Annotated in this window: 9 protein-coding genes, 8 tRNA genes and 1 rRNA gene; 17 read left to right on the forward strand and 1 reads right to left on the reverse strand. The window is 46.1% G+C overall.

The annotated features are described in order from the left end of the window. Positions 1-34: 34 nt before the first annotated feature. From MKX41_RS25305 to MKX41_RS25385, 17 genes are all read left to right on the forward strand, one after another. A 23S ribosomal RNA gene (locus tag MKX41_RS25305) occupies positions 35-2963 on the forward strand. 82 nt (positions 2964-3045) lie between these two features. Then, positions 3046-3137, forward strand: a tRNA-Ser gene (locus MKX41_RS25310). 30 nt (positions 3138-3167) lie between these two features. Next, positions 3168-3244, forward strand: a tRNA-Met gene (locus MKX41_RS25315). A gap of 8 nt (positions 3245-3252) precedes the next feature. Further along, positions 3253-3328, forward strand: a tRNA-Val gene (locus tag MKX41_RS25320). 33 nt (positions 3329-3361) lie between these two features. Further along, a tRNA-Thr gene (locus MKX41_RS25325) sits at positions 3362-3437 on the forward strand. A 13-nt stretch (positions 3438-3450) separates the two neighbouring features. After that, positions 3451-3528 (forward strand) — tRNA-Asp (locus tag MKX41_RS25330). Between the two features lie 66 nt (positions 3529-3594). Then, positions 3595-3667 (forward strand) — tRNA-Phe (locus MKX41_RS25335). Between the two features lie 9 nt (positions 3668-3676). Next, a tRNA-Tyr gene (locus MKX41_RS25340) sits at positions 3677-3762 on the forward strand. A 5-nt stretch (positions 3763-3767) separates the two neighbouring features. Then, a tRNA-Lys gene (locus MKX41_RS25345) sits at positions 3768-3840 on the forward strand. Positions 3841-3980: 140 nt separating this feature from the next. After that, positions 3981-5084 (forward strand): PucR family transcriptional regulator, encoded by a 1104-nt coding sequence (locus MKX41_RS25350; RefSeq protein WP_339302258.1) that lies wholly within the window; start codon positions 3981-3983, stop codon positions 5082-5084. A 114-nt stretch (positions 5085-5198) separates the two neighbouring features. After that, positions 5199-6320, forward strand: coding sequence for an ABC transporter ATP-binding protein (locus tag MKX41_RS25355; protein WP_042123255.1), 1122 nt, complete (start codon positions 5199-5201; stop codon positions 6318-6320). Between the two features lie 210 nt (positions 6321-6530). Beyond that, on the forward strand, positions 6531-7469 hold the full coding sequence (gene hprK, locus MKX41_RS25360) for an HPr(Ser) kinase/phosphatase (protein ID WP_042183988.1): 939 nt from the start codon (positions 6531-6533) through the stop codon (positions 7467-7469). 12 nt (positions 7470-7481) lie between these two features. After that, entirely contained in the window at positions 7482-8513 is a 1032-nt protein-coding gene (gene lgt, locus MKX41_RS25365) for a prolipoprotein diacylglyceryl transferase (RefSeq protein WP_042183990.1), read from the forward strand. Positions 8514-8518: 5 nt separating this feature from the next. Continuing rightward, positions 8519-9175: a pyrophosphatase PpaX gene (gene ppaX / locus MKX41_RS25370; protein ID WP_076286834.1), complete on the forward strand. Its 657-nt coding sequence runs from the start codon at positions 8519-8521 to the stop codon at positions 9173-9175. Next, on the forward strand, positions 9172-9681 hold the full coding sequence (locus MKX41_RS25375) for an acyltransferase (RefSeq protein ID WP_179281711.1): 510 nt from the start codon (positions 9172-9174) through the stop codon (positions 9679-9681). The genes ppaX and MKX41_RS25375 overlap by 4 nt, the downstream gene beginning before the upstream one ends. A 293-nt stretch (positions 9682-9974) precedes the next feature. Beyond that, a complete protein-coding gene (locus MKX41_RS25380; RefSeq protein ID WP_340973641.1) occupies positions 9975-11171 on the forward strand; it encodes an acyltransferase in 1197 nt (398 codons plus the stop codon). A gap of 42 nt (positions 11172-11213) precedes the next feature. Then, the gene (locus MKX41_RS25385; RefSeq protein WP_340973643.1) at positions 11214-12368 is read left to right on the forward strand and encodes an acyltransferase; all 1155 of its coding nucleotides are present in this window, start codon (positions 11214-11216) and stop codon (positions 12366-12368) included. A gap of 72 nt (positions 12369-12440) precedes the next feature. On the opposite strand, the gene gntK is transcribed toward MKX41_RS25385, so the two are convergent. Next, complete coding sequence (gene gntK, locus MKX41_RS25390; RefSeq protein ID WP_340975075.1) at positions 12441-13970, reverse strand: gluconokinase; 1530 nt, start codon at positions 13968-13970, stop codon at positions 12441-12443. Positions 13971-14086: the final 116 nt, after the last annotated feature.

Here is a 14086-nt window from a genome sequence, read left to right on the forward strand (position 1 = left end):
TGTTATTAGTGAGATTTTTCTTAGGAAAAATCAAGGTTAAGCTAATAAGAGCACACGGAGGATGCCTAGGCGCCAGGAGCCGACGAAGGACGTGGCGAACAACGAAACTGCCTCGGGGAGCTGTAAGCAAGCTTTGATCCGGGGGTGTCCGAATGGGGAAACCCAGCTGTGGTAATTCGCAGTTACTCATCTCTGAACACATAGGGGATGTAGAGGCAGACCAGGGGAACTGAAACATCTAAGTACCCTGAGGAAGAGAAAACAATAGTGATTCCGTCAGTAGCGGCGAGCGAACGCGGAACAGCCTAAACCTGAGAGCTTGCTCTTAGGGGTTGTGGGACGTCTCACATGGAGTTACAAAGGAATATGGTAGGCGAAGAGGTCTGGAAAGGCCCGCGATAGAGGTAAAAGCCCTGTAACCTAAACTGTGTTCTCTCCGAGACGGATCCCGAGTAGTGCGGGGCACGTGAAACCCCGTATGAATCCAGCAGGACCATCTGCTAAGGCTAAATACTACCTGGCGACCGATAGTGAAACAGTACCGTGAGGGAAAGGTGAAAAGCACCCCGGAAGGGGAGTGAAATAGAACCTGAAACCGTGTGCTTACAAAAAGTCAGAGCCCTATCTATGGGTGATGGCGTGCCTTTTGTAGAATGAACCGGCGAGTTACGTTTAACATGCAAGGTTAAGTCGAGAAGACGGAGCCGCAGCGAAAGCGAGTCTGAATAGGGCGATTTAGTATGTGGACGTAGACCCGAAACCGTGTGATCTACCCCTGTCCAGGGTGAAGGTGCGGTAACACGCACTGGAGGCCCGAACCCACGCATGTTGAAAAATGCGGGGATGAGGTGGGGGTAGCGGAGAAATTCCAATCGAACTCGGAGATAGCTGGTTCTCCCCGAAATAGCTTTAGGGCTAGCCTCGGTATAAGAGTAGTGGAGGTAGAGCACTGATTGGGTGCGGGGTCCGCAAGGATTACCAAGCTCAGTCAAACTCCGAATGCCATATACTTATTGCCGGGAGTCAGACAGTGAGTGCTAAGATCCATTGTCAAAAGGGAAACAGCCCAGACCATCAGCTAAGGTCCCCAAGTGTGTGTTAAGTGGGAAAGGATGTGGAGTTGCACAGACAACCAGGATGTTGGCTTAGAAGCAGCCACCATTGAAAGAGTGCGTAATAGCTCACTGGTCGAGTGACTCTGCGCCGAAAATGTAACGGGGCTAAACACACCACCGAAGCTATGGCTAGATACGTATGTATCTGGGGTAGGGGAGCGTTGTATGTGGGTTGAAGGTGTACCGTAAGGAGCGCTGGACAGCATACAAGTGAGAATGCCGGTATGAGTAACGAAAAGATCAGTGAGAATCTGATCCGCCGAAAGCCCAAGGTTTCCTGAGGAAGGCTCGTCCGCTCAGGGTAAGTCGGGACCTAAGGCGAGGCCGAAAGGCGTAGTCGAAGGACAACAGTTTGAAATTACTGTACCACCGTAATCCGCTATGAGCGATGGGGTGACGCAGGAGGGTAGTGACGCGGACTGATGGATATGTCCGTCTAAGCAGTGAGGCTGATGTGTAGGCAAATCCGCACATCGTTAAGGCTGGGCTGTGATGGGGAGCGAAAATTACAGTAGCGAAGGTCATGATCTCACACTGCCAAGAAAAGCCTCTAGCCAGGAGAAGGTGCCCGTACCGCAAACCGACACAGGTAGGCGAGAAGAGAATTCTAAGGCGCGCGGAAGAACTCTCGTTAAGGAACTCGGCAAAATGACCCCGTAACTTCGGGAGAAGGGGTGCCCCGGTAGTGTGAATAGCACGAGGGGGCCGCAGTGAAAAGGCCCAAGCGACTGTTTAGCAAAAACACAGGTCTGTGCGAAGCCGCAAGGCGAAGTATACGGGCTGACGCCTGCCCGGTGCTGGAAGGTTAAGGGGAGTGGTTAGGGGTAACCCGAAGCTATGAACCGAAGCCCCAGTAAACGGCGGCCGTAACTATAACGGTCCTAAGGTAGCGAAATTCCTTGTCAGGTAAATTCTGACCCGCACGAATGGCGTAACGACTTGGGCGCTGTCTCAACGAGAGATCCGGTGAAATTTTAATACCTGTGAAGATGCAGGTTACCCGCGACAAGACGGAAAGACCCCATGGAGCTTTACTGCAGCTTGATATTGAATTTGGGTACGATCTGTACAGGATAGGTGGGAGCCGTAGAAATCGGAGCGCAAGCTTCGGTGGAGGCGCCGTTGGGATACCACCCTGATCGTATCTAGGTTCTAACCTAGTACCCTTACCGGGTACGGGGACCGTGTCAGGCGGGCAGTTTGACTGGGGCGGTCGCCTCCTAAAGAGTAACGGAGGCGTTCCAAGGTTCCCTCAGAATGGTTGGAAATCATTCGAAGAGTGCAAAGGCATAAGGGAGCTTGACTGCGAGACCTACAAGTCGAGCAGGGACGAAAGTCGGACTTAGTGATCCGGTGGTACCGCATGGAAGGGCCATCGCTCAACGGATAAAAGCTACCCTGGGGATAACAGGCTTATCTCCCCCAAGAGTCCACATCGACGGGGAGGTTTGGCACCTCGATGTCGGCTCATCGCATCCTGGGGCTGAAGTAGGTCCCAAGGGTTGGGCTGTTCGCCCATTAAAGCGGTACGCGAGCTGGGTTCAGAACGTCGTGAGACAGTTCGGTCCCTATCTGTCGTGGGCGCAGGAAATTTGAGAGGAGCTGTCCTTAGTACGAGAGGACCGGGATGGACGTACCGCTGGTGCACCAGTTGTTTCGCCAGAAGCATGGCTGGGTAGCTACGTACGGACGGGATAAGCGCTGAAAGCATCTAAGCGTGAAGCCCCCCTCAAGATGAGATTTCCCAATTAGTAAGACCCCTTGAAGACGACGAGGTAGATAGGTTGGAGGTGGAAGTGCAGTAATGCATGGAGCTGACCAATACTAATCGGTCGAGGGCTTATCCTATACTTAGAACGCAAATTCAATTCGGATTCAGTTTTCAGGGAGTCAAATTCCTGTTTGGATTGCTGTGGTACTGATATCGTTTGGAGAGATACCCAAGTGGCTATAAGGGGACCCTCTGCTAAGGGGTTAGACTGCGTAAGCGGTGCGTGGGTTCGAATCCCACTCTCTCCGCCATTTTCAATCCATAGCATTTCTAATTATTGTGGCGGTGTAGCTCAGCTGGCTAGAGCGTACGGTTCATACCCGTGAGGTCGGGGGTTCGATCCCCTTCGCCGCTACCATAATACCTGGAGGCTTAGCTCAGCTGGGAGAGCATCTGCCTTACAAGCAGAGGGTCGGGGGTTCGATCCCCTCAGCCTCCACCATTATTACTTTTTTAGAATTACTTTTTACACCGTGCCGGTGTAGCTCAACTGGTAGAGCAACTGACTTGTAATCAGTAGGTTGGGGGTTCAAGTCCTCTCGCCGGCACCATTATTATCAATGCGGAACCGTGGTGTAGTTGGCCTAACATGCCTGCCTGTCACGCAGGAGATCGCGAGTTCGAATCTCGTCGGTTCCGCCATTTTTTTCCACAAGACTAGGGTGGGAAGTTTAATGCTACCACTTTATTTTTATGTCAATTTAATATGGCTCGATAGCTCAGTCGGTAGAGCAGAGGACTGAAAATCCTCGTGTCGGCGGTTCGAATCCGTCTCGAGCCACTTTTTCCTGGGGGATTAGCGAAGTGGCCAAACGCATCAGACTGTAAATCTGCTCACGTACGTGTTCGGTGGTTCGAATCCATCATCCCCCACCATTTATGAGCCATTAGCTCAGTTGGTAGAGCACCTGACTTTTAATCAGGGTGTCGAAGGTTCGAGTCCTTCATGGCTCATCCCAAACAGAAAGTCATCACCTTATGGTGGTGGCTTTTTTTGTGTTTTATGGTTGTATTATAGTAGCGCGCTACTGTAGCGATTAACATAATATAAAAGAATATGCTAAAATAGGCGAAAAGAGCAAAAGTGGTGGAGCATGGTGACTATGGATAGTGAGACATTGCGGAAAAAATTAGAGCAGCTCACCGGAAAGAGAACCGGAATCAAGCAGTTAGGGAGGCAGCATTCAGCTTCTCTTTTTAGCATGGGATTAGAAGGACAGGATCAGCTGGTAATCCATGAGGGTCATCTCTGGGCACCTTTGTATGAGAGTGACGGACGTATAACCGCTGTCTGGGTAGAAATGGAGGGGCTCACTTCTCTGGAAGTACAACTGGTCAACTATGCAGTTCGAAATTTTGCTATTGCACTTAAAGCTACAGGGCTTAGAGAAGAAGGTGAAGTGGAGGCGCGGCAGCTTGGCGCTTGGTTGAACACGGAGCTAGAGCAAGAGAAGAATGACACTGAAATTCCCGATGAGATCACCCTAAAGGGACGTCTGTTCGGAGATATGATTCCATTCCTCCTTAGTAGTGAGATTGCCCATAGTCCACAGATCTCTTATCGTTCACTGATGAAATTACTGCGTAGCTATTTTGAGAACGAAATTCTGCTCATTCCCCTTCAAGAGAAGGAATGGTTAATTTTAGCTCGTAAAGAATTACTTACGGGCGGGGATGATAAGGATGATGAAGAAGAGAGTGTGGATGATCTTCTAGCACAGACTAGTATGGGGTTACATGAGCTGATAGCTAGTGAATGGGTAGGAGTATTCCATTTGGCAGTAGCTCCGGCTATAGTCCCTGTTAAGGGATTGACTGGATCTGTAGCTTTGCTCAGGGAGACGATTGTACTCGGTCGTATTTTTCAAGTAGGAGAGTATATTCATTTACCTTGGGAACTGCATTTGGAACGTCTGGTTAACAGCATTCCTGATGTACGCCGCAAACAGTTACTTGGACAAATTGGTGACTACTCCTCTGTACTATCAGATAAAGAAATGCTGCTGACTTTGGAGACCTTTTTTGAGATGGACTGTAATGTAAGTGAAACCGCCAAGAAGTTGTATATCCATCGAAATACGCTGCTTTACCGTCTGGATAAGATAAAACAAGAGACCGGAGCAGATGTACGAAGCTTTGGGGACGCTGCTATTGTTAAGCTTACTATGCTTTTGTATAAAGTGACGAAAAGGAAATAGGTTTTTTGTGAACCTTACAAATAGCCATAGTGTCCCGACTGGGGTAATATAAATGTACAAGGAAACAGAATTTTTATATTAACTAATTAATAATTAACTCGAGGGGGAAATACAATGGCAGGCGTACGTTTAGAGCATATTTTCAAAAAATACCCGGGTTCAGATAAAGCAACAGTAATCGATATCAATCTTGATATTAAAGATAAGGAATTTTTAGTATTGGTTGGACCTTCCGGTTGCGGTAAATCCACAACTTTGCGTATGATCGCTGGTTTGGAAGAAATCTCCGAAGGTAAAATGTACATTGGCGATCGTGTAGTTAATGACGTTGCACCTAAAGACCGCGATATCGCGATGGTATTCCAATCCTACGCCCTGTATCCGCATATGAGCGTATACCAAAACATGGCTTTCGGTTTGAAACTTCGTAAAGTGAAGAAGGATGAAATCGACAAGAAAGTTCGCGAAGCTGCTAAAATTCTTGATATCGAGCATTTGCTAGATCGTAAACCAAAAGCGCTTTCCGGTGGTCAACGCCAACGTGTCGCTTTGGGACGCGCTATCGTACGTGATCCACAAGTCTTCTTGATGGATGAGCCTCTTTCCAACTTGGATGCTAAACTTCGTGGTCAAATGCGTGCTGAAATCACTAAACTGGTTAAGCGCCTTGAAACTACTTGTATCTACGTAACGCATGACCAAACAGAAGCTATGACAATGGGTGATCGCATCGTAGTTATGTATGATGGTATCATTCAACAAGCAGCTTCCCCTGAAGAGTTGTACAATGAACCTACAAACTTGTTCGTAGCTGGATTTATCGGATCCCCTACAATGAACTTTATCAATGGTACTTTGTCCGAAGTGAGCGGTTCTATCCGTTTCCGTGCTGAGAACCTTGATGTTGAAGTACCAGGCGGAAAAGCTCAAATCATCCGCAACAAAGGTTACATCGGTAAAGAAGTAATCATGGGCGTTCGTCCAGAAGATATCCATGAAGAGCCAGTATTCTTGGAAGCTTCCCCGAACACAATCTTCACTTCTTTGGTTGATGTTACTGAAAACCTTGGTCACGAAATGCTCCTTTACTTGAGCGGCCTTGGTAAATCTACTGTAATCGCTCGTGTAGATGGACGTTCCACTACTCGCGAAGGCAGCAAGCCTAAATTGGCTATTGATATGAACAAAATTCACTTCTTTGATAAAGAATCCGAAGCTAACATTTTGTTGGGATAAGATTGTAAAGATCTTTTCTCTCTTGATAAAGCCACCCGAAAGGGTGGCTTTATTGTTTAGATGGCCCCTGTTTGGTTAGGCGCTAAGATTGCATTCATAAGCGTTATCAATTAAGATAGCAGGAGAATTACCTCCGGAATGTAAAGAGATCGCTGCCAACCGGACGCAGTAAGCGGACAAATACCGCAGGTGACGAAAGGACGAAATTACATGGCTAAGAAAGTAAAAGTATCTGAATTGGTACAGCATTTTCAATTAGAGGTTATTTCCGGCCAGGAAGGTCTAAAGAGACCCATTACGGTCGATGACCTGAATCGCCCTGGACTAGAGATTGCTGGTTATTTTGAATATTATCCAGAAGAACGTGTTCAATTGCTAGGCAAAACAGAACTCGCTTTTTTCTCCATGCTGCCCGAAGCTGAGCGGAAAAGTCGACTTCGTGGAATTTGTAATGATAACACACCTTGTATTGTAATTACACGTGGTTTGGAAGTGCCTCAGGAGTTAATTGACATAAGTAATGAAAAGGCTCTTCCTGTGCTTCGCAGCTCGATGGCTACGACTATTTTCTCCAGCCGTTTGACGAGCTTCCTAGAAGGGAAATTAGCCCCTACGGCGACTATTCATGGCGTACTTTGTGATGTATATGGTGTAGGTATGCTAATTACGGGTAGTAGTGGGATTGGTAAAAGTGAAACAGCCCTTGAGCTTGTAAAACGCGGTCATCGATTGATTGCTGATGATGCCGTAGAGATCCGTCAGACTTCAGATAACCAGCTGCATGGTACAGCCCCTGAGTTAATCCGTCATTTACTGGAGATCCGTGGAGTAGGTATCATTAATGTAATGACACTTTTTGGTGCGGGTGCCATTCGTAATCATAAACGGATTACACTTGTTGTTAGATTGGAAGCTTGGCAGCAAGACAAGCAGTATGATCGACTTGGACTTGATGAGGAAACGACACGGATTATTGACACTGATGTTCCGCTTGTAACGATTCCCGTACGCCCAGGACGTAACCTTGCAGTTATTATAGAGGTTGCAGCGATGAACTATCGCCTGAAACAAATGGGCTTTAATGCAGCCCTGCAGTTCACGAATAAGCTAACTGCGACCATATCTGAAGATATGGATGATCTCGATTAGGAGTGTGAGAGAATGTTCCCATTAGCACTAAATCCTATTGTCTTCTCAATTGGATCACTGCAAGTACACTGGTACGGATTAATACTAGGTTTCGGTGCACTCGCGGGGTTATTTCTTGCGATCCGCGAGGGCAAACGGTTTGGTATACCACAAGAATTCTTTATGGATATGCTGCTGCTAGGTGTGCCTTCGGCCATTATTGGGGCACGGATTTACTTTGTAGCGTTTAAATGGGAGGATTATAAGGATAATTTAATAGATGTCTTTAAGATCTGGAATGGTGGCATCGCCATTTACGGTGCGTTAATTGGAGCCATTATTTGCGGAATTATTTATTTCCGCTATAAAGGCTACCCCTTCTGGCGTATCGTTGATATTTGTGCACCTGGACTACTTGCAGGTCAAATGATTGGACGCTGGGGAAACTTTGTCAACCAAGAGGCATACGGCAGCGTGGTTGAAGAGTCTTTTTTACGGGATAAACTGCATTTACCTGACTTCATTGTGAACCAAATGTACATAGGGGATGCTTTTCATCATCCGACCTTCTTGTATGAATCTCTTTGGAGCTTACTGGGTATCGCGCTACTCATGGTCCTTCGTCGCCAGAAGTTTGTGCGTGCCGGTGAGATCTTCATGTCTTACTTTATATGGTATTCCATCGGTCGTTTCTTCATTGAAGCCATACGTACGGACAGCTTGGCCTTTAATGGAAGTGCAGGCTTGGCATCCTTTATGAACGGATTGTGGAAACCGATGGAATGGTTAGGCTTTGAGCAAGGATACTTGGACCCAAGCTATGGAAATATTCGTATTTCTCAGCTGCTTGCTCTACTGATCATCGTCGCAGCTGTACTGCTTATCATTATTCGTAGGGTCACTGGAGAGCCTAAAGCACATTATTCTGATCCTATCGTATGTACTAAACCGATCAAAGCAGATACCATAGTGCCTGAAAGCGCAGTAAATACACCGCAGAAAGCTCGTCACGGGGCTCAACCTGAGCAAGGACAGCCTGCGGACGGAGATAAGAAGGAGCAGTAAAGCTTATGATAGAATGCGTTCTTTTTGATCTAGATGGAACGATTGTCGATACGAATGAGCTAATTATTAGTTCGTTTATGTACGCGCTGAAGGACAATGGTCTAGCTCCACTCACTAGGGAAGAGATTATTCCGCATATGGGCACAACCCTTCAGCAACAGATGAGAGTCTTCTCTGGACTTGAGGATGTAAGTGGTGCGCTTGAGAAATCCTACCGTTCTTATAATTATGAACATCACGATGAGTTAGTACGTCCCTTTCCTCAAGTGAATGAGACAATGGAAGAGCTCTTACGTCGTGGAATTAAAATGGGGATTGTGACCACAAAAATTCGTCCAACAACGATTAAGTCACTTGAGATGTTTGATTTGCTAAAGTACATGGATACGATTGTGACGGTGAACGATGTTACTGAACCAAAGCCACATCCAGAGCCTGTTCTGACAGCAGTCAATAACCTTGGCGTTGATCCTCGTAAAACTCTTATGGTGGGTGACAGTACGGTTGATATTCAGTCAGCAAAAGCTGCTGGTGTATATGCGGCTGGAGTATCGTGGTCTTTAAAAGGCGAAGAGACTCTCCGCAAGTATGATCCCGACTATATCATCCATAACATGAAGGATATTATAGAAATTGTGGAGCGAGGAACGAGTGAATCGTGAGAAACGTAACCCGATATCCTGTAGAAGGTCATAACTCACTTTGGTACATTTACCGTACGGTCAGCCCGTGGAAGGGTGTCCGCAACTTTATTTTTATTCAGATTGCCCGTTATTGCCCGATTCTACCGTTAAAGAACTGGATCTATCGTCGGATTCTCGGGATGAAGGTAGGCAAGCATACTTCCTTCGGTCTGATGGCGATGGTGGATGTATTTTTTCCGGAAAAAATAACGGTGGGTGAGAACTCTATTATCGGTTATAACACGACGATTCTGGCGCATGAGTATTTAATCAAGGAGTATCGCCTGGGAGAAGTAGTGATTGGTGAAAATGTATTGATTGGCGCGAATACAACGATTCTTCCCGGTGTAACCATCGGTGATTGGGCAGTTGTTGCCGCAGGATCAGTAGTACACAAGAATGTGGCGGCTGGCTCTTTTGTAGGAGGCAATCCACTGCGAGAGCTACGTCCAGCTTCATCGGAAGATTCTTCGGAACAAGTGTAAAAGATGCTTCGTAAACCCTGCAGTTTCATATTGCGTTTTTTTAGCGCAGGATCTGCAGGGTTTCTTGCGTCTTGGAGAAGCATATTAAGAAAACTTTAAGATCTTCTTAAGTTTTTTATTCGGATGTAGGCGGTATAATTAACCTTAGTAATCACGTAAATCCCACGCTAGGCATTCAGCGTCAAATATCAGAATGTAAATTCAGCAAGTGCAGACTTCCTGGTATGTTCAGTTTCCACATTCCGCTTAGCGTCTCTATGAACAACCATCATAGTAGAGAAGAGGAATTTAATATGAATACTGTGAGACAGGAAAGGCTGCCCCAGCTGGATATTTTCAGAGCTCTAGCTATATTAGGTGTGCTGCATGTGCATGCCTCATCTTTTGCTGCTGGAGAGCAGGCACTGCATTCACCTTATTATTACTGGCTGAACTGGATTAACATTTTCTTTAAATTCGGTACGCCCTCATTTATTTTCCTTAGCAGCTTCGTATTGTTTTATAATTATTATGGTCGTCCTGTGACACGTAGCTTGATCATTAATTTCTATCGTCGGCGATTAAAGTATATCTTACTGCCTTATTTGCTAGCTTCTATGGGCTATTATGCACTAACTCTATATGTGAACGGACGATTGATGCAGAGCCTTGGAGATAACTTGTTAAGCTTTTCTAGAGCGTTATTCTCGGGTTCCGCATATGCGCATTTGTATTTTGTCTTTATTAGCATTCAGTTTTATTTGCTTTTTCCAGTGCTGCTTAAGCTACTGCAGAGTTCCCGGTTCTTAATGAAATGGGCGATACCGGTGGGTTTGGCGCTTCAGTGGGGTTTTATTTTTTGGAATAAGTACGAATTGCACATTGTTGAAAAAGGGAGCTTGGCAATCTCCTACCTAGCTTATTATATGATGGGTGCTTATCTCGCCATTCACTTTGAGAAGGTGAAGCTGTGGCTGATAAAGCCATGGAGTGAGCTGGCTGACAAGCAAAAGAGGTGGACTGCCTTATTAGTGAGCTTGTGGTTAATTGCAGCCTTTATCCATGTGCAGTTATGGTATGTAGCCCGCCATTTTGGGGTGTGGACGGATTCGCTGTGGTACGAGCTGTTATGGAATGTTCATACGATGTTATCGGCATTGGTTCTGTTGTACGCTACATTTTTGCTTTATCGTAGGGCCCCTCGTGTGATCGTTGCTTTCTTGACTCGTTTAGGTGAGTTGTCATTTGCAATTTATTTGATTCATCCGCTATTGCTGGCGATATATCGCAGGTTCCGATATCATATTCCCCTCGAATCGCTAACTTATGTTTTCTTCATCTATGGAGGACTTGTAGTTGCAATGGGAGGAAGCTGGTTCATGGTGCAGTTTGCTTTTCGCCGAATTCCTAAGTCATGGATCTTCTTGGGAAGTGTTCCTCGGTCTCTAGAGTCTAGTTCCAAGGTAAGGTCAGGACATGCCTCGGAGGAGATGAGGAAGGTTAATACTTGATTTGGCATCATTTTGATGCGGAGCTTAACAGGAGGAAAGATAATGAGACAAAAAGAAAGAATTCCGCAGCTGGATATTTTTCGAGCGATTGCTATTTTTGCAGTGCTGGCTATTCATGCTACTTCGCGAACGTTGGCGGAGACACTAGGTACAAACATGTTTCATCCGTTCTTATTTATTAATAAATTCAGCCAGTTCGCTGTACCTTCATTCATATTTTTGAGTGGGTTCGTGCTGTTCTATAACTATATTGATCGTCCTCTGGGCGGAAAGACGCTGGGGAAGTTCTACAGTAGAAGGCTGCTTTATATTATCGTGCCTTATGTACTATTTTCACTGTTGTATTTTGCATTAAAAATGACGGCGGGACATACATGGAGTTTACCTCCAGGGGAGATGGCTTCTAAGCTTTGGAAGTATTTGTGGACAGGAACAGCATACACGCATTTGTATTATATTATTATCATTATTCAGTTCTACGTATTGTTTCCGCTCATTCTGTGGTGTCTGCAAAAGGTTCGTCGTCTGGCGGCTTGGGCACCGCTAATCGGATTGGCTCTACAATGGGGTTTTGTGCTGCTGAATAAATACATGACTAATAACGGGTATTGGCAGTTGTCCAAGGGCAGTCTGGCAATCACTTATTTCTCGTATTTCTTGCTGGGTGCTGGGATTGCAGTATATTATCCTTCTTTGAAAAAATGGCTGGTACCTTCACGTGAAGGCTGGCGCGCCGGTAAAGGTCCGGTATGGATTACGTTGTGGTTGTTATGGATCGTAGCAGGGGTTGTTCATGTAGAGTTATGGTTTAACAACTATACGAAGAAAACAGTCATCAATAGTTTATGGTATGAGGGATTCTCTAACCTTCATGCGCTACTCTCTTGTGTGGTGTTGTTACAAGTCTCCTTCTTATTGTACGGAGCGGGCCGAGGCTTGCTCACAAGACTGTTGTTATCTGCCGGAGCTTGCTCTTTCGGAATCTATTTACTGCATCCGTTACTGCTATTTTTCTATAGAAAATTACCGTTTCACGGGGGTTCTCTTGCATATACCGCAGCGATCGCTGGGGGTTGGCTCTTTGCGTTGTTAGGTTCATGGGTGGTAGTCGCCTTTGCCTTCCGATATATTAAATCGGCTTGGATCATCTTCGGATCGGGTCCACAGAAAGCAAAAGCAGGATCCAAAAGTGCATAGTCTATTGCAAGGAAATATAAAAGCGTCGGTTTTCTCACATATGTGGGTAGACCGACGCTTTTTATTTTTGCCTTATTCTCCAGCTTGTTCTCGCTGAAATTCTGCAATGGCTTGATACTGGCTTTCGAGACTACGGTAGACAGAAATATAGATCGGCAGCAGCTGCTTGTATATTTTGGTATGTTCATCCATTGGCTCATGCTTATAGGTTGAACCAATCATGTCAAACACCACATCAAAGGAATCTACACGACCCGTAGCATAAAGGCCAAGTACAACCGCACCGAGGCAGGAGCTCTCGATACTCTCCGGAATGACAACCTCCTGATCAAAGATATCAGCCATCATCTGCCGCCACACTGAGGAGCGGGCGAATCCGCCAGTGGCAAGGATTCTGCTTGGGCGTCCGATTTGTTCTTCCATAGCAAGGAGAACCATATACATATTGAAGATTACGCCCTCTAGTACTGATCGAATCATATGCTCCTTATGGTGGTTCATAGAAAGGCCAAAGAAGGAGCCGCGGGCATCCGGATTCCACAGCGGCGCCCGTTCTCCAGTCAAGTAAGGATGGAATAAAAGTCCACCGCTTCCCGCAGGAACTTGCTCTGCAATACGAGTCAGAACCTCGTAAGGATCAATGCCTAGTCGTTTGGCGGTTTCAACTTCAGAGGCCGCGAACTCATCCCTTACCCAACGGAACAGCATACCGCCATTGTTGACGGGTCCTCCAATTACCCAATGTTTTGGAGTTAAGTTATAACAGAAGGTCCGTCCTTTGGGATCGGTGAGCGGGTGATCCACCACGGTACGAATTGCTCCACTCGTACCAATCGTAGCGGCCACTACACCGGGTTCAATTGCACCTACGCCGAGATTGGACAGGACGCCGTCACTGGCGCCAATAACAAATGGGGTTGTAGGGAGCAGCAGAAGTTCCTCAGCTAGACCAGGGAGCAGCCCTTGCATGATCTGTGTGGTGGGAACAAGCCGCGAGAGTTGATCCGCTGTAATATGAGCAATCTCTAAAGCTTCTTTATCCCACTCTAGATTCTCTAGATTGAGCATGCCTGTGGAAGAGGCAATGGAATGATCGATGACGTATTCGCCAAACAATCTTGCGAATATGTATTCTTTAATGGAAATAAATTTATAGGTTTGTTGGAATACGTCAGGCTGCTCTTCACGAAGCCACATTAGCTTGGTGATCGGAGACATTGGGTGTATAGGTGTACCTGTGCGTAGATACAATTCATGACCGTTTAGCTCATCCTTCAAACGAAGTGCGCATCCGGCACTGCGATTATCAGCCCATGTGATGCAGGCAGTTAGGGCCTTACCCAGTTTATCAACTGCAATGACACTGTGCATGGCTGAACTGAAGGAGACGAATAGGATTTCATCCGCAGATACACCGCTTTGCCGCATAACTTTAGAGATAGTATGGAAGACTGCACTCAGGATTTGTTCTGGGTCCTGCTCCGCTATTGAGGGTGAGGGCTGATGTAAGGGATATCCTACATTAGCTTGTGCAGCTATGGCTCCTTTTTCCTCGAAGAGAACTGCTTTGGTACTTGTAGTTCCAATATCAACGCCAATCATATAGGATTTAGTCACGCATTAGCCCTTCTTTCTAGTTGTAAGTAGATTTTTAGAACACTAATTACAGAATTATGAAGTACAATCATATTAGCTCATTATAGTATTGGATAAACGTG

Origin of the sequence: Paenibacillus sp. FSL R5-0475 (genome assembly GCF_038004585.1) — a bacterium.
Taxonomy (GTDB): Bacteria; Bacillota; Bacilli; order Paenibacillales; family Paenibacillaceae; genus Paenibacillus_AQ.

Excerpts from the sequence above, each read along its gene's own strand:
- MKX41_RS25350 (WP_339302258.1), top strand. The coding sequence starts at position 3,981 with ATGGTGACTATGGATAGTGAGACATTGCGGAAAAAATTAGAGCAGCTC.
- MKX41_RS25355 (WP_042123255.1), top strand. The coding sequence starts at position 5,199 with ATGGCAGGCGTACGTTTAGAGCATATTTTCAAAAAATACCCGGGTTCA.
- hprK (WP_042183988.1), top strand. The coding sequence starts at position 6,531 with ATGGCTAAGAAAGTAAAAGTATCTGAATTGGTACAGCATTTTCAATTA.
- lgt (WP_042183990.1), top strand. The coding sequence starts at position 7,482 with ATGTTCCCATTAGCACTAAATCCTATTGTCTTCTCAATTGGATCACTG.
- ppaX (WP_076286834.1), top strand. The coding sequence starts at position 8,519 with ATGATAGAATGCGTTCTTTTTGATCTAGATGGAACGATTGTCGATACG.
- MKX41_RS25380 (WP_340973641.1), top strand. The coding sequence starts at position 9,975 with ATGAATACTGTGAGACAGGAAAGGCTGCCCCAGCTGGATATTTTCAGA.
- MKX41_RS25385 (WP_340973643.1), top strand. The coding sequence starts at position 11,214 with ATGAGACAAAAAGAAAGAATTCCGCAGCTGGATATTTTTCGAGCGATT.
- gntK (WP_340975075.1), bottom strand. The coding sequence starts at position 13,970 with ATGATTGGCGTTGATATTGGAACTACAAGTACCAAAGCAGTTCTCTTC.